This is a genomic window from Bradyrhizobium sp. HKCCYLS3077 (assembly GCF_051167555.1).
Taxonomy (GTDB): Bacteria; Pseudomonadota; Alphaproteobacteria; order Rhizobiales; family Xanthobacteraceae; genus Bradyrhizobium.
This window is the reverse complement of the sequence record NZ_JBNPTH010000004.1, coordinates 604,974-631,295: the sequence shown is the minus strand read 5'-3', so window position 1 is coordinate 631,295 and position 26,322 is coordinate 604,974. Positions and strand designations below refer to the sequence as shown.

At 66.4% G+C, this 26,322-nt stretch carries 20 protein-coding genes; 6 read left to right on the top strand and 14 right to left on the bottom strand.

Annotated elements, in window-relative coordinates:
* Positions 1-40 precede the first annotated feature (40 nt).
* The gene (locus tag ACQR0Z_RS19060) at positions 41-814 is read right to left on the bottom strand and encodes an SDR family NAD(P)-dependent oxidoreductase (RefSeq protein WP_434919647.1); all 774 of its coding nucleotides are present in this window, start codon (positions 812-814) and stop codon (positions 41-43) included.
* Positions 815-1,058: 244 nt separating this feature from the next.
* Here ACQR0Z_RS19060 and ACQR0Z_RS19055 point away from each other — a divergent pair, with 244 nt between their 5' ends.
* A complete protein-coding gene (locus ACQR0Z_RS19055) occupies positions 1,059-2,042 on the top strand; it encodes a DUF2155 domain-containing protein (RefSeq protein ID WP_434862291.1) in 984 nt (327 codons plus the stop codon).
* 6 nt (positions 2,043-2,048) lie between these two features.
* Here the strand turns inward: ACQR0Z_RS19055 and aat are convergent, their stop codons facing one another.
* From aat to tcuA, 10 genes are all read right to left on the bottom strand, one after another.
* Complete coding sequence (aat, locus tag ACQR0Z_RS19050) at positions 2,049-2,729, bottom strand: leucyl/phenylalanyl-tRNA--protein transferase (RefSeq protein WP_434875886.1); 681 nt, start codon at positions 2,727-2,729, stop codon at positions 2,049-2,051.
* Between the two features lie 49 nt (positions 2,730-2,778).
* On the bottom strand, positions 2,779-3,867 hold the full coding sequence (locus ACQR0Z_RS19045; protein ID WP_434862289.1) for a sensor histidine kinase: 1,089 nt from the start codon (positions 3,865-3,867) through the stop codon (positions 2,779-2,781).
* The gene (locus tag ACQR0Z_RS19040) at positions 3,864-4,301 is read right to left on the bottom strand and encodes a response regulator (RefSeq protein ID WP_434862288.1); all 438 of its coding nucleotides are present in this window, start codon (positions 4,299-4,301) and stop codon (positions 3,864-3,866) included. Before ACQR0Z_RS19040 ends, ACQR0Z_RS19045 begins: the two co-directional genes overlap by 4 nt.
* Complete coding sequence (locus ACQR0Z_RS19035; protein WP_434862287.1) at positions 4,298-5,818, bottom strand: sensor histidine kinase; 1,521 nt, start codon at positions 5,816-5,818, stop codon at positions 4,298-4,300. Before ACQR0Z_RS19035 ends, ACQR0Z_RS19040 begins: the two co-directional genes overlap by 4 nt.
* Positions 5,819-5,933: 115 nt before the next feature.
* Positions 5,934-7,283 carry an acetyl-CoA carboxylase biotin carboxylase subunit gene (gene accC / locus ACQR0Z_RS19030; protein ID WP_434862286.1) on the bottom strand — a complete coding sequence of 450 codons (1,350 nt, stop codon included), beginning with the start codon at positions 7,281-7,283 and terminating at the stop codon, positions 5,934-5,936.
* A 75-nt stretch (positions 7,284-7,358) separates the two neighbouring features.
* A complete protein-coding gene (gene accB / locus ACQR0Z_RS19025; protein ID WP_172109440.1) occupies positions 7,359-7,844 on the bottom strand; it encodes an acetyl-CoA carboxylase biotin carboxyl carrier protein in 486 nt (161 codons plus the stop codon).
* Positions 7,845-7,895: 51 nt separating this feature from the next.
* A complete protein-coding gene (locus ACQR0Z_RS19020; protein WP_434919808.1) occupies positions 7,896-8,387 on the bottom strand; it encodes a type II 3-dehydroquinate dehydratase in 492 nt (163 codons plus the stop codon).
* A gap of 263 nt (positions 8,388-8,650) precedes the next feature.
* The gene (locus ACQR0Z_RS19015) at positions 8,651-9,403 is read right to left on the bottom strand and encodes a DUF1236 domain-containing protein (protein WP_434862284.1); all 753 of its coding nucleotides are present in this window, start codon (positions 9,401-9,403) and stop codon (positions 8,651-8,653) included.
* Positions 9,404-9,589: 186 nt separating this feature from the next.
* The gene (tcuB, locus tag ACQR0Z_RS19010; RefSeq protein WP_434919646.1) at positions 9,590-10,708 is read right to left on the bottom strand and encodes a tricarballylate utilization 4Fe-4S protein TcuB; all 1,119 of its coding nucleotides are present in this window, start codon (positions 10,706-10,708) and stop codon (positions 9,590-9,592) included.
* Positions 10,695-12,110, bottom strand: coding sequence for an FAD-dependent tricarballylate dehydrogenase TcuA (gene tcuA, locus ACQR0Z_RS19005; protein WP_434919645.1), 1,416 nt, complete (start codon positions 12,108-12,110; stop codon positions 10,695-10,697). The genes tcuB and tcuA overlap by 14 nt, the downstream gene beginning before the upstream one ends.
* Positions 12,111-12,243: 133 nt before the next feature.
* On the opposite strand from tcuA, the gene ACQR0Z_RS19000 reads away from it, so the two are divergent.
* Positions 12,244-12,915, top strand: a complete 672-nt coding sequence (locus ACQR0Z_RS19000) for a GntR family transcriptional regulator (RefSeq protein ID WP_434862281.1) — start codon at positions 12,244-12,246, stop codon at positions 12,913-12,915.
* A gap of 108 nt (positions 12,916-13,023) precedes the next feature.
* On the opposite strand, the gene ACQR0Z_RS18995 is transcribed toward ACQR0Z_RS19000, so the two are convergent.
* Both ACQR0Z_RS18995 and ACQR0Z_RS18990 read right to left on the bottom strand, forming a co-directional pair.
* Positions 13,024-13,788 (bottom strand): DsbA family protein, encoded by a 765-nt coding sequence (locus ACQR0Z_RS18995; RefSeq protein ID WP_434862280.1) that lies wholly within the window; start codon positions 13,786-13,788, stop codon positions 13,024-13,026.
* A 129-nt stretch (positions 13,789-13,917) separates the two neighbouring features.
* Positions 13,918-15,312, bottom strand: a complete 1,395-nt coding sequence (locus ACQR0Z_RS18990; RefSeq protein WP_434862279.1) for a M48 family metalloprotease — start codon at positions 15,310-15,312, stop codon at positions 13,918-13,920.
* A 153-nt stretch (positions 15,313-15,465) separates the two neighbouring features.
* On the opposite strand from ACQR0Z_RS18990, the gene ACQR0Z_RS18985 reads away from it, so the two are divergent.
* A complete protein-coding gene (locus ACQR0Z_RS18985) occupies positions 15,466-16,665 on the top strand; it encodes a pyridoxal phosphate-dependent aminotransferase (RefSeq protein ID WP_434862278.1) in 1,200 nt (399 codons plus the stop codon).
* A gap of 129 nt (positions 16,666-16,794) precedes the next feature.
* The gene (gene dctA / locus ACQR0Z_RS18980) at positions 16,795-18,132 is read left to right on the top strand and encodes a C4-dicarboxylate transporter DctA (protein ID WP_434919644.1); all 1,338 of its coding nucleotides are present in this window, start codon (positions 16,795-16,797) and stop codon (positions 18,130-18,132) included.
* Between the two features lie 93 nt (positions 18,133-18,225).
* Here dctA and ACQR0Z_RS18975 read toward each other — a convergent pair whose 3' ends face one another.
* Entirely contained in the window at positions 18,226-21,438 is a 3,213-nt protein-coding gene (locus ACQR0Z_RS18975) for an Rne/Rng family ribonuclease (RefSeq protein ID WP_434919643.1), read from the bottom strand.
* Positions 21,439-22,240: 802 nt separating this feature from the next.
* Between ACQR0Z_RS18975 and ACQR0Z_RS18970 the strand changes: the two genes are divergently transcribed.
* Positions 22,241-23,575, top strand: coding sequence for an N-acetylmuramoyl-L-alanine amidase (locus tag ACQR0Z_RS18970; protein WP_434919642.1), 1,335 nt, complete (start codon positions 22,241-22,243; stop codon positions 23,573-23,575).
* Positions 23,576-23,805: 230 nt separating this feature from the next.
* Positions 23,806-26,313: a penicillin-binding protein 1A gene (locus tag ACQR0Z_RS18965; protein WP_434862274.1), complete on the top strand. Its 2,508-nt coding sequence runs from the start codon at positions 23,806-23,808 to the stop codon at positions 26,311-26,313.
* Positions 26,314-26,322 lie beyond the last annotated feature (9 nt).

Below are 26,322 nucleotides of genomic sequence, written 5' to 3'. Positions count from 1 at the left end.
TGGGAAGCGACCTGGTGTGTTGATTGATGATTGCGAGTGATCAGGCGGCGGTGCGGCCGCCGTCGACGGTGTAGGCGGCGCCCGAGACGTAGCTCGCATCGTCCGAGGCGAGGAAGGCGACGATTGCCGCCACCTCCGCGCCCTGTCCGAGCCGGCGTGCCGGCACGCGGTCCACGACCTTCTCGATCGGAACGGCAGGTCCGCTGCGCCCCTCGATAATCGCGCTGAGCATGCGGCTGTCGATCAGGCCGGGGCAGATGCAATTCACGCGCACGTTCGTGCCGGTGCATTCCCATGACGCGCTCTTGGTCAGGCCGATCACCGCGTGCTTGCTGGCGCTGTAGACGGCGATCTGCGGCGAGCCGATCAGGCCGGCGATCGAGGCGGTGTTGATGATCGAGCCGCGGTTCTGCTTCAGCATCACCGGCAGCACGTGCTTCAGGCCGAGGAAGACGCCGACGACGTTGACGTCGAGCACGCGACGGAAGGCGTCGAGCGGATAGTCGGTGATCGACTTGATCTCGCCCTCGACGCCGGCATTGTTGAAGAACACATCGATGGTACCGAAGCGATCGCAGGCCTGGCGGACATAGGATGCGACCTGCGCCTCTTCGGTGACATCCGCCGTGATGGCGAGTGTCTCGGCGCCGGCGGGCAGGGCGCGCGTCGCTTCGTTGAGGTCCTGCTCCCGCCGGTCGACGGCGACAATGCGGGCGCCGCGCGCGGCGAGGAGCTGCATGGTCGCGGCCCCGATCACCCCGGCCGCGCCGGTGACGACGGCGACCCTGCCGTCGAGACGGATCGAATCAGGCATTTGTTTCCTTCCCGTGCGCCGCGGCTCGGGGCCGCGGTCTTGTCGCGTGTTGGTTTCACGCTATCTCTTGATCATGCAACTATCTCATTGGATGAACCAGATGGCCACCTCGCGGTGCGCTGGTAAGTCGCCCTTTCCCCGCCGTATTCGGCGTGTTAACGGGAGGGCTGATCGAGAGCGGCGGATGGGTCATGACGCGATTTGATTGTCCCGAACCCCGATTCGCCTGATAAAGCCGCGCGAGATGCACCGAACAATCGCCCTGACCGGTATCGCGGCATTGCTGGCCGCCACATCCCTCACGCTGGCTGCGCCTGCGCACGCGCAGATCGGTACCATTTTCTCCGATCCCGTTCCCCGGCCGCCCGGCAACATTCCGCGTCGCGGAGAACCGATGCCGCCGCCCGACGAGGAGGAAGAGGTTCCCGAGCTGCCGCAGGGGCGTGTGCTGCCGGCGCCGACGCGGCCGCCGCCAGGGCAGGGCGCCGCCTTGCCGGGACCGGTGCAGTCGCAGCCCTTGGCGCCGCCTCCGGGAACGACGATCCTGCCGCAGAACAATCCGCCGGTTGCGGCCGCGCCGCCGGGCGGCCAGCCCGGCGCTGCGCCCGGTCAGCGGCCGGCCCCCCGTGGCGCGCCCCAGAACGCGGCCATTCCGCCGAACGGTGCCGTGCCGCAGACGCCGGCGACCATTCAGCCGGGCGACGAGGTGGTCACCGAGCTGCCGACGCAGAAGATCGTGAACAAGAAGGCGAGCTTCTCGGGGCTCGACAAGATCACCGGACGGATCATCAATTTCGACGAGGATATCGGCGAGACCGTGCAGTTCGGCGCGCTCCGCGTGAAGACCGACGCCTGCTACACGCGGCCGGCCACGGAAGCCGCCAACACCGACGCTTTCGTGCAGGTCGACGAGATCACCTTGCAGGGCGAGGTGAAGCGGATCTTCTCCGGCTGGATGTTCGCGGCCAGCCCCGGCCTGCACGGCGTGGAGCACCCGATCTACGATATCTGGCTGGTCGACTGCAAAGAGCCGCAGAACACGGTTGCGAGCGCCGCGCCCGATCAGAAGCCTGCGGCAGCCCCGCAGCCGGCGCAGAAGCGCCCGCCGCAGCAGAAGCAGGCCGCGCCTCGGCCGCCAGGACCGCCTCCGCAGTACCAGACGCAACAGGTGCCACCGCCGCCCCCGCCGCCGCAGTCGGGCGGACCGTTCGGCGGCGTGTTCCGATAGACGGCCTCAGCCGCGCGCGGCGATGATCGCGAGCGCGTCGGCTCCGGGCAGGGGCCGATCCACCGGCAGTCTCGCGAAGTTCGCCGCCGGTCCAGTGAGCGCCTTTTCCAGCAGGACCGTGTAGCGACGGCGCGGAATCTCGACCGCGCCGAAGGTCTTGAGGTGCTCGGTGACATATTGCGTGTCGAGCAGCTCGAAGCCGCCGGCGATCAGCCGGGCGACCAGATGCACGAGCGCGACCTTCGACGCGTCGCGGGCGCGGTGGAACATGCTCTCGCCGAAGAAGGCCCGGCCGAGGCTGACGCCGTAGAGGCCGCCGACCAGCTCGCCGTCCTGCCAGCACTCGACGCTGTGACAATGGCCCATGGCGTAGAGGCCGCTGTAGAGCTCGCGGATGCGCCGGTTGATCCAGGTGTCCTCGCGGCCGGGCTGCGGCTCGGCGCAGCCATCCATCACCGCCTTGAACGCCTGGTTCACGGTCACCGTGAAGGCATCGGAGCGCACGGTGCGGGCGAGCCGGGAGGCGACGCGGAAGCCGTCCAATGGAATGAGGCCGCGCAGCTCCGGCTCGACCCAGAACAGCGAGGGGTCGTCGGCGCTTTCGGCCATCGGGAAGATGCCGCAGGCATAGGCACGCAGCAGGACCTCGGGCGTGATCTCGGACGCTGCGGAGTCGCGCGAATTCATGGTGTGAGCATAGCAGGCGGCGACGCGTCGCGCGACGGTCGCGTGGCGGCTAGCCGACGGCGGCGGCGGCCGGTTTCGGCGCATCCTTCACGAGGCGGAAGCGGACCACGATCTTGGTGCCGGAATGGCTCGGATCCGGACCGAACGTCGCATCGAGCTTGGTCGCCATGGCGCTGACGATGCGCTGGCCCATGCCGGTTGAGCGCGGGTCGCTGGTGGCGTTGAGGCCGACGCCGTTGTCGGCGATCGACAGCACGATGTCGTCACCGATGAGCTTCAGCTCGACGTGGATCGGACCGGGTCCATCGGGATAGGCGTACTTCACCGCGTTCATGACCAGCTCGTTGACGACGATGCCGATCGCCACCGCGCGGTCCGGATCGATCTCGACGGGCTCCGCCTTCAGGGTCAGCCGCGACATCCGGTTACCCTCTGCCGAGCGGCGAAGGTCGTCGAGCAGGGAGTCGAGATACTGGTTCAGCATCACGCTCTTGAGATCCTGCGACGTGTAGAGCCGGCGGTGCACCTGGGCCACTGCGGCCACCCGGCCCATGGCGTTGGTGAGCGCGGCCTTGACGTCGTCCTGGGTGCTCGAATTGGCCTGCAGATGCAGCAGCGAGGCGATGATCTGCAGCGAGTTGCCGACGCGGTGGTTGACCTCGCGCAGCAGCACCTCGCGCTCGGCGGCGAGCGCGGCAAAGCGGTCGCGAGAGGCGCGCACCTCGGCCTCGGCCTCGTCACGCGCCTTCTGCAGCCGGGCCTGGCGCACCGCGCCTTCGGCCGCGACCTGCAGCAGCGGGACGAATTCGCCCTGCACGTCCTTGACGAGATAATCCGCGGCGCCCGCCTTCAGTGCGGTGACCGCGATCTTGGAATCCTGCGAGGCGGTGACGAACACCACCGGCGGCGCCTCGGGCAGCGCCATGATGCGTTCCAGCGTCTCCAGCCCGTCGAGACCCGGCATGTACTGATCGAGCGCGACGACATCGATGCCGCCGCTCTTGAGCCGATCGAGGCCCTTGCTGCCGTCGAGGGCGTGCTCCACGGTGAAGCCCAGGCGCTTGAGCCCGCGCTCCACCAGCCGTGCCAGCGCCGCGTCGTCGTCGATGTAGAGCAGCGTGGGGCCGGCGGTTGTCATGCTGCGGGCGGAACCTGGATGACGGAGAAGAACAGGCCGAGCTGGCGGATGGCGTTGGCGAAGCTCTCGTAGTTGACCGGCTTGGTGATGTAGACGTTGCAGCCGAGCTCGTAGCAGCGCTTGATTTCCTGGGAGTCGTCGGTGGTCGTCAGGATGACCACCGGCGCGCTCTTCAGGTAGCTGTTCTGCTTGACCATCTTCAGGATGTCGATGCCGGTCATGTCCGGCAGATTGAGGTCGAGCAGAATCAGGAGGGCATTGCCTTTGTGATCGAGGCCCGTGCCGTCAGCGCCCATCAGATACTTCACCGCATCTGTACCGTTCGTGAACGGCTTGATCTCGTTGTTGACGCCGGAACGGCGGATGTTCCGCTCGATCAAGCGGGCGTGGCCTTCGTCGTCCTCGATCATGATGATCGTCACGGGCATGGTCATCTATCTGAGTTCCGGTTAGAGGCGTTCCAGTTGATCGGGAGCGTGATGGTGAACGTGCTGCCCTGGTCGAGCTCCGACGCGACCGACATGGTTCCACCGAGCCGGCGCACGAGAGCGCGCACATGGGCCAATCCGATCCCCTGACCCGGACGGTCCTGGGTCCCGGCGCGGCGGAACAGATCAAAGATACGCTGGTGGTCACGGGGATCAATCCCCCGGCCGTTATCCGTGATCTCGAAGATCGCAAAACCGAGCTTGGTGCGGGCGCGGATGGCGATGTCGCCGGGAACCCCCGGCTTGAGATATTTGATCGCGTTGTCGATCAGATTCGAGAAGATCTGCTCCAGCGCCAGACGGTCGCTGACGATGGCCGGCAGGGGTTCAACGCGGATCGTGGTGTCGGTTTCCGCCGCCTGATGCGCCATCGTCGAGACGATGCCTTCGATCAGCTCGCGGGTGTCGATGCGGATAGGCACGAATTCGCGGCGGCCTTCGCGCGTCAGATTGAGGATCGCGTTGATCAGCCGGTCCATCTTGCCGATCGAGGATTTGATGAAGCCGAGGGCTTCGGAGAAATCCTCCGACAGCTGCTTGTCGGCGCCCTCGAGTTCCGGCTCGCTGCCCTCGGCCGGCGGCGGCGCGTCGGACACGGCCCGCGCCAGGGTGGCGATGCGGCGGAAGATGTCGTTGCGCAGCTCGTCGAGCTCGCTGGTGAAGCCCATGATGTTGACCAGCGGCGAGCGCAGGTCGTGGCTCACAATGTAGGCGAAGCGCTGGATTTCCTCATTGGCCTCGCGAAGATCGGCGGTGCGCTCGTCGACGGTCGATTCGAGGTTCAGGTTGCTCTCGCGCAGCTTGGCCTCGGCCTCGTCGCGCGCCTGCGTCGAGCGCCGCACCAGGAGCACCGAGATGATGGCGAGCAGGACCACCAGCGCAGAACCGGTGACGGTGACGATGGTCGCGAGCTGCTGGCTGTGATCCGCCGCGGTGGTGCGCGTGGCGAGCAGGCGCTCCTCTTCGATGCGCATCGCTTCCGCCGCGGTCCGCATCGTGGTGCTGCTGTCGGTCGAGGCGGCGTCGCGTACCAGGGCGATTGCGGCCGGGAGATCACCGGAGGCAACGAGGGCCTTCTCGCGGTCGAACTGCGACAGCCGCATCTCGATCACGCTGCGCAGCCTGGCGAGGTTGTCGACCTGTACCTGGTTGTCGGCGACGAGCGTTGCGAGCTTGTCGAGCAGCGGCCGGATCGCGCTCACGGCGTTCTCGTGATCCCGCAGGAAGTCAGGGCTCTGCGTCAGCAGGTAGGCGCGCGCGCCGCTCTCGGCGCGGCGCACCTCCAGCAGCACGGCGTTGATCTGGTTCTCGGCCTCGACGGTATGGACGACCCATGCGCTGTCGCTGCGGGCCTTGTTGACCAGCAGGACCGAAGCGGTGCTGACGATGACCAGCACGAGAAATCCCGCCGACAACAGCAGGATTTGTCCCAGCGTGCGCCGATGTCTGACCTCAGGCGCCACCGCTTACTCGCATGTCGATGATAATTCTTGCCCCCTCAGCGGAACCGCCGACACAGCCAAACGCGTGGCCGGTTGAAGAGTTCCCGGTCGGGGACGCGAATTTTGCGCTTCCAGCTCAGTCGGTCTTCTGGCCGGCCAGATACTGCTCCAGCCAGTGGATGTGGTAGTCGCCGTCGATGATGGCGGGCTCGCGCACCAGTGCCCGGAACAGCGGCAGGGTGGTCTCGATGCCGTCGACCACCATCTCGTCCAGCGCCCGGCGCAGCCGCATCAGGCATTCGACCCGGCTCTTGCCGTGGACGATCAGCTTGCCGACCAGCGAGTCGTAATAGGGCGGGATCACGTAGCCCTGGTACACGGCGGAGTCGATGCGGACGCCGAGGCCGCCGGGCGGGTGGTATTGCTGGATCTTGCCGGGCGAGGGGCGGAAGCTGACCGGGTTCTCGGCGTTGACGCGGCACTCGATCGAGTGGCCGTTGATGACGACCTGGTCCTGGGTCATCGGCAAATCGCCGCCGGCGGCGATGCGGATCTGCTCCAGCACGAGATCGATGCCGGTGATCATCTCGGTGACGGGATGCTCGACCTGGATGCGGGTGTTCATTTCGATGAAATAGAACTCGCCGTCCTCGTAGAGGAATTCGATGGTGCCGACGCCGATATATTTCAGCTCCTGCATCGCCTTGGCGACGGTGTTGCCGATTTTCGCACGCGCGGCTGCGTCCAGCACGGGCGAGGGGCCTTCCTCCCAGACCTTCTGGTGGCGGCGCTGCAGCGAGCAGTCGCGCTCGCCAAGATGGATGGCGCCGCCGCGGCCGTCGCCGAGCACCTGGATCTCGATGTGGCGCGGCTTCTGCAGATACTTCTCGAGATAGACCGAGGCGTCGCCGAACGCCGACTTGGCCTCGTTGGCCGCGGTGGTCAGCGCCAGCTGCAGGTCGGCCTCGGTGTGCGCGACCTTCATGCCGCGGCCGCCGCCGCCGGCGGCCGCCTTGACCAGCACCGGAAAGCCGATCGCCTTGGCGATGGCCATCGCGTCCTGATCGGGCGTCACCGCGCCGTCGGAGCCCGGCACAACGGGAATCCCGAGCCGCTTGGCGGTCTTCTTGGCCTCGATCTTGTCGCCCATCAGGCGGATGTGCTCGGCCTTCGGGCCGATGAAATGCAGATTGTGGTCACCGAGGATCTCGGCGAAGCGCGCGTTCTCGGACAGGAAGCCGTAGCCCGGATGCACGGCGTCGGCGCCGGTGATCTCGCAGGCGGCGAGCAGGGCGGGGATGTTGAGGTAGCTGTCCTTCGACGGCGGCGGGCCGATGCAGACGCTCTCGTCGGCGAGGCGAACATGCATCGCATCCGCGTCGGCGGTGGAATGCACCGCCACGGTGGAGATGCCGAGCTCCTTGCAGGCCCTGAGGATGCGAAGAGCGATTTCGCCGCGGTTGGCGATGAGGATCTTGTCGAACATGGTGCCTCGGGCGCGAGTAGCGAACAGTGATGCGCGTGCGGGAAATGGAGATTAGTCGCCGCGCGCGATCCGCGCTTATTCGATGATGACGAGCGGCTCGCCGAACTCGACCGGCTGGCCGTCCTCGACCAGGATCTGCGTCACCGTGCCGGCGCGCGGCGACGGGATCTGGTTCATCGTCTTCATCGCCTCGATGATCATCAGGGTCTGGCCGACCGACACCTTCGAGCCGACCTCGACGAACGGCTTGGCGCCGGGCTCCGGCGCCCAATAGGCGGTGCCGACCATCGGCGAGGGCACGACGCCGGGATGCTTGGAGAGGTCGGCACCGGCGGCAGCCGCCGTGGCGGCGGCCATCACGGGGACGCCCGAGGCCGCGGCCGGGACCGCCGACGGCACGGCCGCTGCGATGGTCACGTTACGCGCGACGCGGATGCGCAGGCCGGCCCGCTCCAGCTCGATCTCGGTCAGGCTGGTCTCGTCCAGAAGCGCGGCGAGCTCGCGGATGAGCCGGCTGTCTTCGGACTTCGCGGTGGTGGTGTCGTCGGTCTGGGGCGCCATGATCTGATCCGAAACGTTGGGTGGCGTGAAAGCGAGGACGTCAGGCTTGCGCTAGATGTCGGTGGTCGTGGTGGCCGAGGGAGCGGCTTTGGCACCGATCTTGGCGGCAAGGCCGGTGATCGCGAGTCGGTAGCCGTCGATTCCAAAGCCGCAAATCGACGCAAACGCTGCCTTCGCGGTGAAAGAATGGTGCCGGACGCCCGCGCGGGCGTGGATGTTGCCGAAATACACCTCGACCGTGGGGATTTTGACTCCCGTCAGGGCGTCATGCAGGGCGATCGAGGTATGCGAGTAGGTGCCGGCATTCAGGACGATCCCGGGCACGCCGCGGCTGCGAGCCTCATGGATGCAATCCACAAGCGCGCCCTCGTGGCTGGACTGCCGGCAGTCCGTCACCAGTCCGAAACGGGCCGCCGTCTCGACGCAGAGCCGTTCGACGTCGGCCAAGGTGGCACGGCCATGCGTCTCCGGCTCGCGGGTCTCCAACAGATCGAGGTTGGGTCCGTTGAGGACGAGAATCGTCTTTTCCGCGTCGTCGGCCATTCCTATCCCGGCGGTGTGGCTGCAGTGGGCGGCGTTATAGGTAACAAACCCGCCAAGGGGAAGCCTTTCGGCGCCCGGCAGGGCTCGGTCCATGCTGCTCCGCCACGCGAAAAAATCCAGCCAAGCCTCGGAAATCGCTGGTTAACCAGACCGGCGGACAGATCTGCACGTCTGGCGTGTGGCGGCGCGCCGCCGCTCTTTGCACAACAAAGGGGCGGGCATCGCTGCCCGCCCCTTTTTCTCGTCACCCGCCTGGTCGGGGATCAGGTGTCGAGGACTGCAACGATCTCGTGGGTTCGCGGATCGAGCACGATGATCTGCTCACGAACCAGGATGTAGTCATATCCGCGCCATTCCGGATAGATCGTGACCACTTCGGTCGGGAGTGGGTAGAAGCGGACGTCGCGCGGCACCCGGGTGCCGACAGAGATGTTGAAGTTCACGTTGGTCACCGGCTCGACGCGCTGGCTGCGGATCACGCTGGTGATCTTGGTGCGCTGCTCGGTCGTCAGCTTGGCGCTGGCGCCAGCCTGTCCGGTGGTGGTCTGCGAGCGGTCGCCGCCGGTCTTGGTCTCGGCATTGGTGCTGGTGCCGGTCTTGCTGTCGCGGCCCTCGGCCTTCATGTTGTTGTCGCGGCCTTCGCGACCCTCGGCCTTCATGTTCTTGCCGCCGCTCTTGTCCATCTCGGAGCTGGCGCCCTTGGTGGCCGGTCCCTTCATGTTGTCCTCGGCGTGCTGACCCTTGGTCGCGCCGGACTTCTGCTCAGACTGGCTCGAGCGCATCTCGGACGAGCCGCCGGCCGACGGCGAGGCGCTGTCGCGATTCATGGCGCCGCCGCCGCTCATGCCACCGCTCGTTGCGCCGCCGGAAGCGCCACCTGCCGCGCCGCCCTGCATCGCCGCGCCGCCGGACTGACCGCCTGCGCCGCCTGCACCACCAGCGCCCTGCGCGTGAGCGAAGCTTGCGCCGGCCAGGAGCGCGATCGCGGCAACGGATACCATCAACCGATTAGTCATCCTCTATCCTCCTCTGTATTGGCACTGCCCGCGCCGACAACTGCAGGACATTGGAGTCGTTCCGCACTCAGCTGATGGTTCCTCAGATTTGTCGCGGCTCGCGACTTTATGAATGGATGCTCATCGTCATGAACGCAACATGACGAGGCGCAGTCGGTGAGCTATTCGCGCACAGCCGAGTGGATCTCACGCGGCGTGTGCGCCGCGCTCGTCGTGGTGACGTTCCCGCGCGTAGCGCACCAGCGCCATGAAGCGATACAGTCCGTGCACGAACTTGCCGTAAGGCAGCGTGACGAACAATGCGAAGACAGCGCCGAGATGCAGGGCGAGCAACACGCCCATCGCGCTGGTTTCCCGCAGCAGCAGCAGGGCGAGACCGGTTGCGCCGGTCAGGGTCAGCATCGCGAGAAACGCGACGTCCATGCCGCGGCTGCCGCCGTCGAGCAGCGCCGGATCGCGCTTCCACTTGGCGGCGTAAAGTCCGAGCGGACCGATCACGATGCCGATGCCGCCCAGCGTCCCGAGGACGACCGGCAGATCCCAGAGCGGGTAGGGCGCCTCGCGTTGCAGCAGGTAGTGATAGATCGTCGCGACGGTGGTTGAGGCGAAGCAGAGCAGGAAGCCGTAGAACGTCAGGTGATGATAGAATCGCCTGGTGTCGTCGGGCTTTTCATCCTCGTTGTAGCAGCCGACACCGCCGCCATCGAGATAGCGCAAGGTCGTGGCGTCCTGTATCGCGCGGAGCAGCGGTCGTGGCCGGACGAGCGTCGCGCCCGGCTCGCCGATGTCCTTCCAGAAGCCGCTGATGCCGATGATGAGGGCGACGATGGCCCACAGGAAGGCCGCGCCGAACAGCAGCGCCATCGCGTGATGCGGCATCAGCGCGTAGAACGATCCCGGACCATGGCGGACGGCGAACAACGCCGTGGAATCGTTGACGGCGACGAAGCCGAGAATGAACGCGGCGATGCTGACTGCGGCGATCAGCGCCACCGCCAGCCCGTTGCGCTGGAACAGGGGCGCGAGCGCACGCGGCCAGGCATAGTCGGCATAGCTTTCATGCCGCACGCGGGCGAGCACCGCGGGCACGCGGACGTCGAATTCGTGCGGCGGTGAGAACTGGCAGTCGACGTAGCAGGCGCCGCAGGAATGGCAGAGATTGGCGAGATAGTTGAGGTCGCCTGACGTGAAGGCGCGCCGCATCTCCATCGCAGGAAACACCGCGCAAAGTCCCTCGCAATAGCGGCAGGAGTTGCAGATCGTCATCAGCCGATCTGCCTCGGTCAGGGCCTCACTGCGCTGCATGTGTCGCTGCTCCCACGCCGGCGATGCGTCCGAACACGCTGCCGATGGTCATGCCGATGCCGGCGGCGTAGCCGCGACCAAGCACGTTGCCGGCCATGATCTCGCCGGCGGCATACATGTTGGCGGCGGGACCGCCGGATTTCATCATCATTCTGGCGGCGTGATCGACGCGCACGCCGAGATAGGTGAAGGTGATGCCGGGCCGCACAGGATAGGCGTAGTACGGGCCGGTCTCGATGCGCCGCGCCCAATGCGATTTCGGCGGCGTCAGGTTCTCGGTGTGACAGTCGTCGAGGATGTCGGGATTGAAATGCCCTTCGCGCACCGCCGCGTTGAACTCGGCAACCGTCGCCGACAACTGATCGGGATCGAGCTCGAGCTTGCCGGCAAGCTCGGTGATGCTGGCCGCCTGAATCGCCGGGTAGAGCGAGGGCATGAACAGCGTCGACGACTTCGCATCGAAGATGATGTAGGCGATCTGGTCCGGCTGCGCTGCCACAAGCCGCCCCCAGATCGCATAGCGCTTCGGCCAGACGTCCTCGCCCTCGTCGTAGAAGCGCTTGGCGTGCTTGTTGACGACGATGCCGAACACGACGCAGTCGAGCCGGGTGATGATGCCGCCGTCATATTTCGGCGCGCGCGCGTCGATCGCCACCGCGTGACACTGGGTGGGATCGCCGATGCTGTCGACGCCGGCGCCGAGCAGCATGTCGAGCACGGTGCCGCGGTTGTTGGGCGTGCCGCGGATCAGGAAGTTGCGGGCGATCTCGCCCCAGCCCTCGACCAGCTTGTCGATGTTGGATTCGAAGCCGCCGGCTGCGGCGACCAGCGCCTTGCCGCGGACACGCATTCTGCCGTCCTGTCGCTGGATGATCGCCGCGCGGAAGCGATCCTCGTCGACGTCCAGCGCGACGACCTCGGCCTCGTAGAGCACGTCCACGCCCAGCCGCTCCGCGGTCAGATAGAGCGCGTTGAGCATGGCGCGTCCGCCGCCGAGAAAGAAAGAATTGGTGCGTCCAAGGCTCAGCGTGCCGCCGAGCGAGGGCTGGAAGCGCACGCCCTGTTCGACGATCCACTCGAGCATCTGCTTGGACTCGCGGATCATCAGCCGCGCCAATTGTTCGTTGGTCTGGCCTTCCGTGACGCGCAGGAGATCGTCCCAGAACTCCTCCTCGGTGTAGGGGCCGCTCAAGGTCGCGGTGGCCGCGTCATGGGCACAGCGCATGTTGCGGGTGTGGCGCGTGTTGCCGCCACGGTAGAATTTGGCGGCGGCCTCCAGCACGATGACCGAGGCGCCCGCCCGGCGCGCCGCAATGGCGGCGCAGAGCGCGGCGTTGCCGCCGCCGACAACCACGACGTCGTAAGTGGCGGGATAGTCGATGCAGTGGTCTTCCGAAGTCATCCGATCTGCCCAGCAGCCAAAACACGACGCGCCAGCCGCTTCCACCGTGCTGCAATGGATTTTGCATACTATTGTATACGAAGATATGCAAGAGACGCTGTTGTTTCGTCCGCGCATGTGAGACATTCGCCGCATGTCCTCAGAAGGCCCGCAACTCACCCTGGATCGCGACAACGTCTCGCTCGGCGAAGCGGTGTTTCGCGCCCTGTGCTCGGCGCTGGAGACAGGCCTCTATCGGTCGGGCGACCGACTGCGCGAGGACGAGGTGGCGCAGAAGCTGAACGTCAGCCGGACGCCGGTCCGCGAGGCCTTCGGCAAGCTCGTGGCCAAAGGCTGGGTCCAGCCGGGCGGCGGCCGTGGGCTGATCGTGAGGAGCCTCGACCCGAACGAGATCCTCGAGCTCTATGCAATGCGCGAGATCCTGGAGGGCGCCGCCGCCCGGCTCGCCGCGCAATATGCCGTGCCGGCCGAGATCGCCGCGCTGCGCGACATCCATGAGCGCTTCTGCCGGGGAGAGGCCGATGCGGCCGAATTGGCGCGGCTCAACCGGATGATGCACAGCGCGATCCAGCGCGCCGCGCGCAACCGCTATCTCGACGCCGCGCTCGCCGACATGCATGTCGCGATCGCGCTCCTGGGCGCCACGACCTTCGCGGCAGAGGGACGTCCGGCGACGGCGGCGGCCGAGCACGGCGAGCTGATCGAGGCGATCGCGGCGCGCGATCCCGACCGCGCCGAGGCGATCGCACGCAGCCATATCCGCGAGGCGCTCCGCACCCGGTTGGGCATGCGGCTGACGGGGTAGGGCGCGGTCACGGTCCGCCAAGGCGTTGCCGCGAGCAACCTTCATCAACGCAAAAGGCCGGCTGATCCAGCCGGCCTTTCATGGATGTTCGTGCGGGGAAGCGTGGCGTCAGCAGCTCGCCTTGCCGCAACGCGCCGTGCTGATCTTCTCGCGGAGACCTTCGACTCCGACGGCGCCGATCACGACCTGCTTGCCGATCACGTAGCTGGGCGTGCCGTTCATGCCCATTTCCTCGGCGAGCTTGAAGTTCTCCTCGATCGTCGCCTTGGCCTCGGGGCTCGCCATGTCCTTCTCGACGCGAGCCATGTCGAGCCCGAGCTCCTTGGCGACGGCGAGCGCGTGGGCCTTGTCGGCCTGGCCGCGGCCGCCGAGCAGCTTCTGGTGGAAGTCGAGATATTTCTGCGGCGCCTGCATGCGCACGGCGACGGCGACCTGCGCGGCCTCGACCGAGCCCTGGCTCAGCACCGGAAACTCCTTGAGCACGACCTTCAGCTTCGGGTCGCTCTTCATAAGCTCCATCATGTCGAGCATCGCGCGCTTGCAGTAGCCGCAATTGTAGTCGAAGAACTCGACGAAGGTGACGTCGCCGTCCTTGTTCCCCAGCACGACGCCGCGCGGCGAGTTGAAGATGGTCTCGGCGTTCTTGGCCACGCCCGCCGCCTGCTTGGCCGCCTCGGCCGCCGTCTGGCGCTTCTGCAACTCGGCCATCGCTTCCTCGAGCACCTCGGGATGCGCGATCAGGTAGTTTCGGACGATCGTCTCGATCTCGCTCCGCTGGCTGTCGGAAAAGCTCTCAGCCGATGCCACCTGCGGCACGCCGCAGAGCGAGAGCGCGAGCAGCGCTCCGGAGATGAGCGTGCGGAATGACGGCATGAAGGAGGTCCTTTGGGTCAAAATGATCGGGTCCTTGTCGATGGCGTGAAAGGTATTTCGATAGTCTGGTTCGTGATCATAGCAAGGTATCCGGCGGCGCGCCCTGCGCCAAACGCCGCTCTCCGACACCTATTGGTTCGAAAGCGGCTTTGACGTGACGATGTCGTCGGCCTTGACCCATCCCGGCGAGCCCACGGCGAACCGCGTCTTCGCGCGGGAGGCGAGTTCGCGCGCCGTCTTGTTGTCGCCGCGCAGGAACGCCGCCTGGGCCGAGGCCAGATCGGCCTCCGCATAGTCGCCCTTGCGGCCATAGGCCATCGCGAGCTGGGAGTAGCCGAGAGGCGCCTCGGATTCGCGCGCAACGGCCGCGCGCAGGATCGTGATCGCTTCCTCAGTGTAGGCCTTGTTCTCGGACGCCACCAAGGCTTGGCCAAGTAACATGTTGATGAGCGGCGCGTTATTGGAGAGCTGGGCGGCTTTGCGCAAGGGCGCGATCGCCTCCGCCGGCCGGCCGCCCTCGAGCAGGGCCTGGCCGCGAACCTCGTAGAAATAGGGGTTGTTGGGCTGCGCCTGGATCAGGCCGTCGATCTGGGTGAGGGCGCTGCGCAGGTCGCCGTGCAGATAGGTCGAGATCGCCCGGGCATAGCGTGCCGGCATGCTGCCATCGGATAGCGGATAGCGCCGGGCGACCGTGTCAGGCCGCTCCATGAAGGCCGAAATCTTGGCACGCACCATGTCGTGGCGCAGTTGCAGCGCGGCGTCATCCTTCTTGTCCCAATAGGGGCTCTGCCGCGCCAGGCCTTCCAGCGCCTCGACGCGGTCGGCCGGCATCGGATGCGACTGGAGGTACGGGTCGGCGCCGCGCGCGGCGAACAGGCTCTCATTGGTGAAGCGCTTGAAGGTCTCGTACATGCCCTTCGGCGACTGTGCCGTGGCGGTGAGGAATTTGACGCCGGCGCGGTCCGCGTTCTCCTCCTGCTGGCGCTGATAGGACAACAGCGAGCGGCGGATGACTTCGCCGGGTGCCGACAGCGTTGCGGCACCTGCATTGGCGAGGCCGCTGCCGCCCCCGCGCGCACCCATGGCCAGGGCGCCGGCGCCGAGGATGGTGGCGATGATCATCTGGGTCTGCGCGGTCGCGAGCTGTTGGCGCAGCTTGGCGAGATGACCGCCGGCGAGGTGCCCCGTCTCGTGCGCGAGCACGCCGATCAGCTGGTTCGGATTTTCAGATTGCAGGATCGCGCCGTAGTTGACGAAGATGCGGCGGCCGTCGGCCACGAACGCGTTGAAGCTCGCATCGTTGATGATGACCATCTGGATGTTCTGCTTCTCGAGCCCGGCGACGCGCAGGATCGGCCGGGTGTACTCGCGCAGCAGCACTTCCGTCTCGGTGTCGCGCAGAATCGGCGGCCCCTTGCCCTGCTGCGCAAAGGCGGGCGCAACCGGCGACAGCGTCATGGCGGCTGCGACGATCGCGGCAAGCCCGCCGGAGAATTTCTTGCGAAGCACGATACGGAGCAACATCAGGCGATCTTTGCAATTGGCGCGAGGCTGAAGACGGGCTATTGCCCACCAAACGGCGGAATGCGGCTCATCTGCGGCGAATGAGGCCCAAGTGCGGCCCATCGATCGGCTCAGAGAGCGGGTCCGAACAGCCGGGGTCAATAGCAGAATTCGATGGTGGATGCGACAGTGATACCGACGTTGGAACAGCGGATCGCCAGCCTGACCGCGCCGTCCGCGCGCAGCAATGTTCCGCCGTTCATGGTGATGGACGTCATGGCGGCGGCCGAGCGGATCGAGGCGGGGGGAGGGCACGTCATCCACATGGAGGTGGGGCAGCCGGCGGCGCCGGCGCCGCGCGCCGCGATCGTTGCGGCCCATGCCGCGCTCGATCAGGCGCGCATCGACTACACCTCCGCGCTCGGCCTCTCGTCGCTGCGGCAACGCATCGCGCGGCACTATCGTGAAACCCACGGCTGCGAGATCGATCCTGCCCGGATCGTGATCACCACGGGATCCTCGGCCGGATTCATTCTGGCCTTCCTGGCCATGTTCGAGCCGGGCGATCGGGTCGCCGTCACGGTGCCCGGCTATCCGCCCTATCGCCACATCCTGACGGCGCTCGGCTGCGAGCCGGTGCTGATCGAGACCACGGCCGAGAACCGCCACGCGCTGACCGGCGAGGCGCTGCTCGCTGCCCATCGCAAGGCGCCGCTCAAGGGCGTGCTGGTCGCAAGTCCCGCAAATCCCACCGGGACGATGATGTCGCGCGAGGCGCTCGGCAGCGTCATCGCGGCCGCGCGCGACGCCGGCATCCGCTTCATCTCGGACGAGATCTATCACGGTCTCGACTATGCCTTCCCTGCGGTCACCGCGGCCGAGCTGTCGGCGGAGGCGCTGATCATCAACTCCTTCTCGAAGTACTTCTGCATGACCGGCTGGCGCATCGGCTGGATGGTGGTGCCGGAGGCGCTGGTGCGGCCGGTCGAGCGTCTCCAGCAGAACCTGGCGATCTCCGTTCCCACGCTGTCGCAGATCGCGGCGGAAGCGGCGTTCGAGGGACGGGCGGAAATGGAGGCCATCAAGCACGGCTATCAGGAGAACCGCCGCATCCTGATCGAGGGTTTTCCGAAGGCCGGCCTGACCCGGTTCCTGCCGGCGGACGGCGCATTTTACCTTTACACCGACGTTTCCGACTTTACCTCCGACAGCTACGCGTTCGCCAAGCGGATGCTGGAGGAAACCCATGTCGCCGCAACACCGGGCGTCGACTTCGATCCGATCCATGGCCGCAGCTATGTGCGCTTTTCCTATGCACGTTCGGCTGAGGATATGCGCGAAGCCGTTGCACGGATCGCACGCTGGCTGGGTTAAGGGGTCGGATTAGCCGGAAACAGCCAATCCTCCCATCGCCAGCATTGACTCCGCGGCGGATTTGCCCGAGTTGGCCGCGGCAGGGCTGGGACATCGGCCCGTTGGTCTAAGGTGGATGAGGAAGGGCCCATGGTGGCAGCGACTGAAGTCGGGACGGGAAGCGTTCCGCCGCAAACGGGCAAGAAGGCCTGGTACAGCATTCTCTATGTCCAGGTCCTGATCGCCATCGTGATCGGCGTCCTGGTGGGGTGGTTGTTTCCCAACTTCGCCACCAACGACTGGATCAAGGCGCTCGGTGACGGCTTCATCAAGCTGATCAAGATGGTGATCGCGCCGATCATCTTCTGTACCGTCGTATCCGGCATCGCGCATATCGAAAGCGCCAGCAAGGTCGGTCGGGTCGGCATCAAGGCGCTGATCTATTTCGAGATCGTCTCGACCTTCGCCCTGGTGATCGGTCTCATCGTCGGCAATCTGGCCCCGATCGGGCACAATCTCGCCGAGAAGCAGGATGCCGCGGCGGTCGCCGGCTTCGTGAAACAGGCGCAGGCGCAGAAGTCGGTCGACTTCGTCCTCAACATCATTCCCGACAGCGTGGTCGGCGCGCTTGCGCGCGGCGACATCCTGCAGGTGCTGCTGTTCGCGATCCTGTTCGGCTTCGCGCTGATGGCGCTCGGCGAGCGTGGGCATCGGCTGCGCGACGTGATCGACGATACCGCGCACGCGGTGTTCGGAGTGATTGCCATCGTCATGAAGGCGGCGCCGGTCGGTGCGTTCGGCGCCATGGCCTTTACGATCGGCAAGTACGGTCCGTCGGCGCTCGGCGACCTGATCGGGCTGATTGCGGTGTTCTACATCACCGCGGCTCTGTTCGTCGTGATCGTGCTCGGGCTGATCGCGCGCTTCGTCGGCTTCAGCATCTTCAAGTTCATCGCCTACATCAAGGACGAGCTGCTCATCGTGCTCGGCACCAGCTCCTCCGAGAGCGCGCTGCCGCAGCTGATGGAGAAGCTGGAGCGGCTCGGCTGCTCCAAGCCGGTGGTCGGCCTGGTCGTACCGACCGGGTACTCGTTCAACCTCGACGGCACCAACATCTACATGACCTTGGCGACGCTGTTCATCGCCCATGCGCTCGGCGTCGAACTCACCTGGGGGCAGCAGTTCACCATCCTCGTGGTTGCGATGCTGACCTCGAAGGGCGCGAGCGGCGTCACCGGTGCGGGCTTCATCACGCTGGCTGCGACCCTGACCGTCGTGAACCCGGCGCTGGTGCCGGGCATGGCGATCGTGTTCTCGATCGACAAGTTCATGAGCGAGGTGCGTGCGCTGACCAACATCACCGGCAACGGCATCGCCGCCGTGTTCGTGTCATGGTGGGAGGGCGAGCTCGATCACGATCTGCTGCAGAAGCGGCTCAATCAGGAGATCGATCCTTCCGACGTCGAGACGGCGATCACCACCGGCTGAACTGCATCGCAGCCGCGAACCCGACACCAAATGAAAACGCCCGGCCGCAAGGCCGGGCGTTTTGCGTTGAAGCATCGGTCGAGCGCGCGGGCCTTACTGCCCGCCGCCGAAGCGACGGGACCACCAGCCGGCGCGCCGCGGCGCCGTCGGCGTCGCGGTTTCCGGAGTCGCCGGCTCGGTGGTCGCCGGTTCGGATGCCACCTCATCGGTCACCGGCGCGGGCGCGTTGCTCTCGGCCACGTTCACGGCCGAGACGGCGCTGTCCGGCTTCGGCTCGGTGACGAAGCTCACCTTCTCGCGAACGGTGGACCGCCGCGGAGCCTTCTCGGAGTCGGATTTCGGCACCTCAGCTTCCTGAGCCGCCAATTGCGGCGCAGCCTGAGGCGCGGGCGCCGCGGCGACAGGTTCGTCGCTCTCGGCGACGACCGGTGCTGCTTCCGCTGCCGTCGTGGGCTCCGCCGGCTCGTCATCATGATGCGGACCGCCATTGCCGTCGAAATCGGCCACAGCCGCTTCCGCTTCCGATGCCGAAGCGGGCGCGAGCTCGTCACCGATCGAGGCGGCGAGCCCTTCTTCCGCTCCACCGCGCCGGCGGCGGCCGCCGCGACGTCCGCGGCGGCGGGGACGCCGTTCGCCGTTCGGCTGGTCCGCCTGTTCGCCCTGCGCAAAGGCGGGCTGTTCCTCGGCTTCGTCGTCCTCGACGTCTGAATCCTCGGTCGGCTGCTCGGAAGCGAGACCCGGTTCCGATGGCTGCAGTCCGGCGGTGCCCTCGGGCAGCGCCCCTTCGCGAGTCTCGCCGCCGCGGCCACGCCGGCGCCGCCGCCGCTTGCGGCGGGAGCCTTCGCGCTCGCCGTCGCCTCCGCCGTTCTCGGCGGCTTCCTCGGCGAGACCTTCGGTTTCCTCGGTCTCGACCTCGGACTCCGTCTCGACGTCGAACGGCTCCTCGTCGTCAAAGATCTCCTCGGCCACCAGCGGCGGCGCCGAGGCCTGGGCCACGAGCAGCGCCTTGGCCGCCTCGAGCGTGTGCACCTGCTCGCCGCGGTCGATGATGAAGGATTGCTGGCCGCTCACATTCGGATCGGCGATGACGGCGAGCGAGACCTTGAAGCTGTTCTCGAGGTCGCGCAGATGACCACGCTTGTGGTTGAGCACGTAGAGCGCCACCTCGGTGCGGGTCCGGACCACGAGGTTGTGAGTCGCGCCCTTCATCAGCGTCTCTTCGAGGCTGCGCAACAGCTGCAGCGCGACCGACGACACCGAGCGGACGTGGCCGGTGCCGCCGCAATGCGCGCACGGCTCGGTCGAGCTTTCCAGCACGCTGGCGCGGATGCGCTGGCGCGACATCTCCAGCAGGCCGAAATGCGAGATGCGGCCGACCTGGATGCGCGCGCGGTCCTGCCGCAGGCAGTCCGACAGCTTGCGCTCGACGGAGCGGTTGTTCCGCTTCTCGTCCATGTCGATGAAGTCGATGACGATGAGACCCGCGAGGTCGCGCAGCCGGAGCTGCCGCGCAACTTCCTCGGCGGCCTCCATGTTGGTCTTGAGCGCGGTGTCCTCGATGTGATGCTCGCGCGTGGCGCGGCCGGAGTTGACGTCGATCGAGACCAGCGCCTCGGTCTGATTGAGCACGATGTAGCCGCCCGAGCGCAGCTGCACGGTCGGCGAGAACATCGCGTCGAGCTGGCTTTCGACGCCCATGCGTGAGAACAGCGGCTGGCCGTCACGATACTGCTTCACCGCCCGGACGTTGGTCGGCATCAGCATCTTCATGAAGTCGTGCGCCTCGCGGTAGCCGGCTTCGCCGGCCACCAGGATCTCGTCGATCTCCTTGTTGTAGAGGTCGCGCAGCGAGCGCTTGATCAGCGAGCCTTCCTCGTAGACCAGGGTCGGGGCCTGCGACTTCAAGGTCATGTCGCGGACCGTTTCCCACAGCCGCAGCAGATATTCGAAGTCGCGCTTGATCTCGGGCTTGGTGCGGTTGGCGCCGGCGGTGCGCAGGATGACGCCCATGCCCTCGGGCACGTCGAGATCCTGCACCACTTCCTTCAGGCGCGAGCGGTCCTGCGCCGAGGTGATCTTGCGGCTGATGCCGCCGCCACGCGCGGTGTTGGGCATCAAGACGGCGTAGCGGCCGGCGAGCGACAGGTAGGTCGTCAGCGCCGCGCCCTTGTTGCCGCGCTCTTCCTTGACGACCTGCACCAGCATCACCTGGCGACGCTTGATGACTTCCTGGATCTTGTACTGGCGGCGCGGACGGAAGGTGCGCTCCGGCACCTCCTCGAGCACATCGTCGCCGCCGACGGATTCGACGACCTCTTCCTCGATTTCCTCGCCGTCCTCGTCGTCGTCCTCATGGTCGACGGCCGCCGGCTCGGCGCCATGCTCGTCCGCGGGCACGAGGCCGACGTCGCCGCCGTCATGCTCGGCGACCGGCGCGAGGTCCTCGTCGTGTTCGTGGTGATCGTGCTCGTCATGGTCGTGATCATGGTGGTCATGATCGTGATGATCATGGTCGTGCTCGCCATGATCATGGGTCTCATGGTCGTCCGCCTCAGCCGCCGGGGCGGATTCGCCCGTCTCCGCGACGGGAATTCCCGCGGCCTGAGCGGGCTCCTGATCTGCAACGTCGCCGACGGGCTGTTCGGCAGCCGCGGCGTGTTGCACGTGGTCGTCGTCAGCGCCGACAGCCGGGGGCTGGTCGACGTGATCGTGCGATTCGGCGGCCGGGTGCGCAGCCTCGGCTGCGTCGTCACCCGCGGCCTCAGCGAAGCCATGCGCCTCCGAATGCTCGGCGGCTTCGGCATGCGGCTGATCGGAATGGTCGTCGTGGACGTACCCCTCGTGATCGTGCGGCTCGTGATCGGCCTCATGGCCTTCCGCGTGCGCGGCGAGGCCGGTCTCCGCGGCCTCGACGATCTCGCTCTGCACCCGCTCGCCGCTGCCACGGCGGCGCGAGCTGCGATGACGGTTGCGCCGACGGTTGGAGCGGTTCTCGCTCTCTTCCTCGGCTTCGCGATGGGCGCGTTCCTCGGCTTCGATCAGCGCCTGCCGATCGGCGACGGGGATCTGATAGTAGTCGGGATGGATTTCGCTGAAAGCCAGGAAGCCATGGCGATTACCGCCGTACTCGACGAAGGCGGCCTGCAGCGAAGGCTCAACGCGGGTGACCTTCGCCAGGTAGATGTTGCCCCGGAGTTGCTTGCGCTGGGCAGTTTCGAAATCAAATTCCTCGACGCGGTTGCCGCGGACGACAACCACCCGGGTCTCTTCCGGGTGGGTAGCATCGATCAACATCTTGTTGGGCATATTGGAACTCTTGGAGGCGACGGACGCGGTTGGCCGCGAGCGCGTGGCGCGCTGTCGGATGACGCGACGGTCCACCTGATTCGGGGGTGAGGGGAAGGCCTAAACGCAGCTGGTCGCGCCGTACCCACCTTGCCGGCGGGGCGATTGGCCGGGCGGGGGTCTGGCCCCGCATCGGCGCGGATCGTCCGCTGGTCTTGGTTGGCATTTCAGTCTGGCGCATCAAGCGTCGGCCCGTCTGGAATATGTGGGCGGCAGCGGGTGCCACCTGTCTCTTGCCGAAGGCCAGATCGCGCCGAGACGCTTGCCCTGGGATCAAATACCCATCCCGGCAGGGATGCGGTATTAGGCTACGCCGTGTCTGACCTTGGCCAAATCTGACCTCGTGCCCGGGCGGTCGTTGCGAGCAGAGCCCTTGGCAGGGACCACTCGTCGGACCGGCTCTCCGCCGTGGCCGCGCGGGAGCGCGCAGGCTTGGTGGAGCGTCGGAAAGTCGCTGGAATCTTCGCTTGAGATCAAAGACCCGATCACGAAGCTTCCGGCGTTTCACCGGGAGGTTGAACGCGACACAACCGGCAGTAAGGAATAGCCTTCAGCCATTCGTACATACGTGGATTGGTCAGGCCGTGCAAGGGAAGCGTCGCGGAACCGCAACAATCGGTGGCCTTTAACGAAAATGACAAAATTAGGCGATTAACCCCTGGGATTGGTTGCGGTAAGACGATCCCGCGGAGGCATTGATTTGGCATCTGGCCGGTCAGACTACCTATCTTTGCTGGGATGCGCGTCGCTCTGCGTCACGCAAATGTTATATGCCGTGCCTTCGCCTGCGCTGGCCCAGAGTGCCGTCGTCGGGCAGGGGGTGCCGGCCATGGCCGGTCCGGGGTTCCCGATCGCGTCAGATGCGAGGGTGGCAGGTGATTCCCGCCAGACCCGCTTCGTGCTCGACCTGGACCGTACGGTTCCCTTCCGGGCGTTTCTGCTCAGCGAGCCCTATCGTGTCGTCGTCGACCTCCCACAGGTCAGCTTTCATCTGCCCACCGGGGCGGGCACGGCGGGACGCGGGCTGGTGAAGGCCTTCCGCTATGGGCTGGTGATGCCCGGCGGGTCGCGAATCGTGTTCGACCTGACAGGGCCTGCCCGAATCGCGAATTCCACGGTCCTGGACGCCGCCAACGGTCAGCCGCCGCGACTTGTCCTGGAACTCGAGGAAGTCGATGAGGCGACCTTTGCCCGGGCGATCGGGGTCGACAGCCGGATGGCCGCGAAGCCTGCCGAATCGAACACAGCGACCGTGCCTTCGGTCGCCGGCAGCGGCGGCGCTGTGCCGCCCGCGATCCGGCCGCCGGCAACCGCTGTTGGCGCTGCGACGGCGCCTCCGGGCGGACCGCCGGATCCGCGGCCGGTCGTCGTGATCGATCCTGGCCATGGCGGCGTCGACTACGGCACCCAGGGCGGCGAAGTTCCCGAGAAGAATATCGTGCTCGCCTTCGGTCAGGCGTTGCGCGACCGACTGGAACGGACCGGCAAGTATCGCGTGGTCATGACCCGCGACGACGATACGTTCATTCCGCTGGGCGACCGGGTGCGGATCGCGCAGAAGCAGTCGGCGGCTTTGTTCGTTTCGATCCATGCCGATGCGCTGCCGCGCGGCGAGGGCAATGCCCAGGGCGCCACCATCTACACGCTCTCGGACAAGGCCTCCGACGTCGAGGCGGAACGGCTGGCGGAAAGCGAGAACCGCGCCGACCAGATCGGGGGCGTCAACCTGACCGAGGAACCGGCCGACGTGGCCGATATCCTGATCGATCTGGCCAGGCGGGAAACACGCACGTTTTCCAACAGGTTCGCCCGCCTGCTCATGAACGACATGAAGACCGCGGTGCACATGCACAAGCGGCCGCTGAAATCGGCCGGCTTCCGCGTGCTCAAGGCGCCGGACGTCCCTTCGGTGCTGGTCGAACTGGGCTATGTCTCCAACAAGGGCGACATGGGGAACCTGGTCTCGGACACGTGGCGGTCGCGCACTGCGGAGGCGATGGCGCGGGCGATCGACGCCTTCCTGGCCAAGCGGGTGGCCACCGTGGGTGGCGAGCGGGCCGACAAGCCAGCGGCGGCGGCGCCGCGCGCAAAGCCCTAGTTTGGCCACAGCAACCGCCGTATAAACGCGCTGCGAGGCACCAGGAATCAGGTGAGGATTCCTTCTCTGCAGACTTGTGATAGGCTTGACCGCTGATGGGCTTGACCGTGCGGTTCTCTGGCATGGATCACGCGGCATTATGGCCGAACCGGGTTGATTTGGCGGCGGCGCCCGGGGGCGCGCCGCATCCGAGCCGAGAGACGAACAAGAGTTAGGACGGATATTTGCCGATGCGCTTTCTGGTGCGATTTCTCGGATTCCTGTTTGCGGCGGGTACCGTTGTTTTCCTGGTGGGTGTGGCGGCGGCAGCCGGCCTGATCTGGCATTTCTCCAAGGATCTGCCCGACTATTCGCAGCTGCAGGATTACGAGCCGCCGGTCATGACCCGCGTGCACGCGGCGGATGGCTCGCTGGTCGGTGAATACGCCAGGGAACGCAGGCTGTATCTGCCGATCCAGGCGGTTCCCAAGCTCGTCATCAATGCCTTCCTGGCCGCCGAAGACAAGAATTTCTACGAGCACGGCGGCATTGATTTCACCGGCATGGCCCGCGCCGCTGTGGTCTACGCCCAGAACTTCGGCTCGAACCGCCGTCCGCAGGGCGCGTCCACGATCACCCAGCAGGTCGCCAAGAACTTTCTCCTGACCAACGAAGTGTCGTTCGCGCGCAAGATCAAGGAAGCGCTGCTGGCGATGCGCATCGAGCGCACCTATTCCAAGGACAAGATCCTCGAACTGTATCTGAACGAGATCTATCTCGGCTCCGGCGCCTATGGCATCGCCGCGGCATCGCTGGTCTATTTCGACAAGTCGGTCAACGAGCTCACGGTGGCCGAGGCGTCCTATCTCGCCGCGCTGCCGAAGATGCCGGGCAGCCTGCATCCGATCCGGAACCGCGACCGCGCCATCGAGCGCCGCAACTACGTCGTCGACCGCCTGCTGGAGAACGGCTGGATCAAGCAGGCCGACGCCGAGAAGGCGCGCAAGGATCCGCTGACGATCGCGACCCGCAACACTGGCGCACACGTCTTCGCCGGTGAATATTTCGCCGAGGAAGTGCGGCGTGACATCTTCGAGCGCTACGGCGAGAAGAAGCTCTACGAAGGTGGCCTCTCGGTCCGCACCACGCTCGATCCCAAGGTCCAGGTGATGGCGCGCAAGGCCATGGTCGCCGGCCTCGTGCGGTATGACCAGGAACAGGGCTATCGCGGTCCCGTGTCCAAGCTCGACATTTCCGGCGACTGGGGGCTCAAGCTCGCCGAAATCAAGTCGCTCTCCGATATTTCGCCATGGCGGATGGCCGTGGTGCTCGAGACCAGCGACCAGTCCGCCCGCATCGGTTTCCAGCCGCCGCGCGAGCTCGGCGGCGCCGTCAGCAAGGAACGCCAGACCGGCCTGATCACGCTCGACGGCGTGAAGTGGGCGCGCGCGGCGACCGGCAACGGTCGCGGCAAGGTGCCGACGTCGGTCGCGCAGGTTCTGCAGCCCGGCGACGTCATCTACGCCGATCCGCTGTTCAAGGAAGGCAATCCGGTTGAAGGCCAGTATCGCCTCGAGCAGCTGCCGGAAGTCTCCGGCGCGATGGTCGCCATGGATCCGAACACCGGTCGCGTGCTCGCGATGGTCGGCGGCTTCTCGTTCGACCAGAGCCAGTTCAACCGCGCGACGCAGGCCTACCGGCAACCCGGATCGTCGTTCAAGCCGATCGTCTATTCGTCGGCGCTCGACAACGGCTACACGCCGTCGACGCAGGTCGTCGATGCTCCGATCGAGATCGACCAGGGGCAGGGCGGCCAGGTCTGGCGCCCGGACAACTTCTCCAACGGCAAGTATCTGGGACCGACGACTCTGCGCAACGCGCTGAGGCTGTCGCTGAACACGGTGACGGTGCGGCTGGCGCAGGACGTCGGCATGCCCCTGATCTCGGAATACGCACGCCGGTTCGGCGTCTACGATGAGCTGCCGAACTATCTCTCCTACGCCCTCGGCGCGGGTGAGACCACGGCGATGCGCATGGTCACGGCCTATTCGATGATCGCCAATGGCGGCCGCCGGGTGAAGCCGACCTTGATCGACCGCATCCAGGACCGCTACGGCCACACCATCTTCAAGCATGACGCCCGCGAGTGCCGCGGCTGCGACGCCCCGGACGGCTGGAAGAACCAGAGCGAGCCGCAACTGGTCGACCGCCGCGAGCAGGTGCTGGACACGATGACGGCCTACCAGATCACCTCGATGCTCGAGGGCGTGGTCCAGGCCGGTACGGCCACCGTGCTCAAGGAGGTCGGCAAGCCGATCGCCGGCAAGACCGGCACCACCAACGAGGCCAAGGACGCCTGGTTCGTCGGCTTCTCGCCGGACCTCGCGGTCGCGATCTACATGGGCTACGACAAGCCGCGTCCGCTCGGCAAAGGCAACGCTGCGACCGGCGGCCATCTCGCAGCCCCGATCGCCAAGGACTTCATGAAGCTCGCGCTGGCCGACAAGCCGGCCACCCCGTTCAAGATCCCGGCCGGCATCAAGCTGGTCCGTGTCGATGCCAAGACTGGCATGCGCGCGAGCCCCGGCGATGGCGGCCGGACGATCATGGAGGCGTTCAAGCCGGGCACGGCGCCGCCGGACAACTATTCGGTCATCGGCGTCGCCGATGCCGACGGTCGCGTGATGCCGTCGCAGAGCGGCGGGCAGCCGGACGCCGGCAGCTTCATCATTCGTCCGGGGACGGGCAGCCTGTATTAGGCGTCCTGA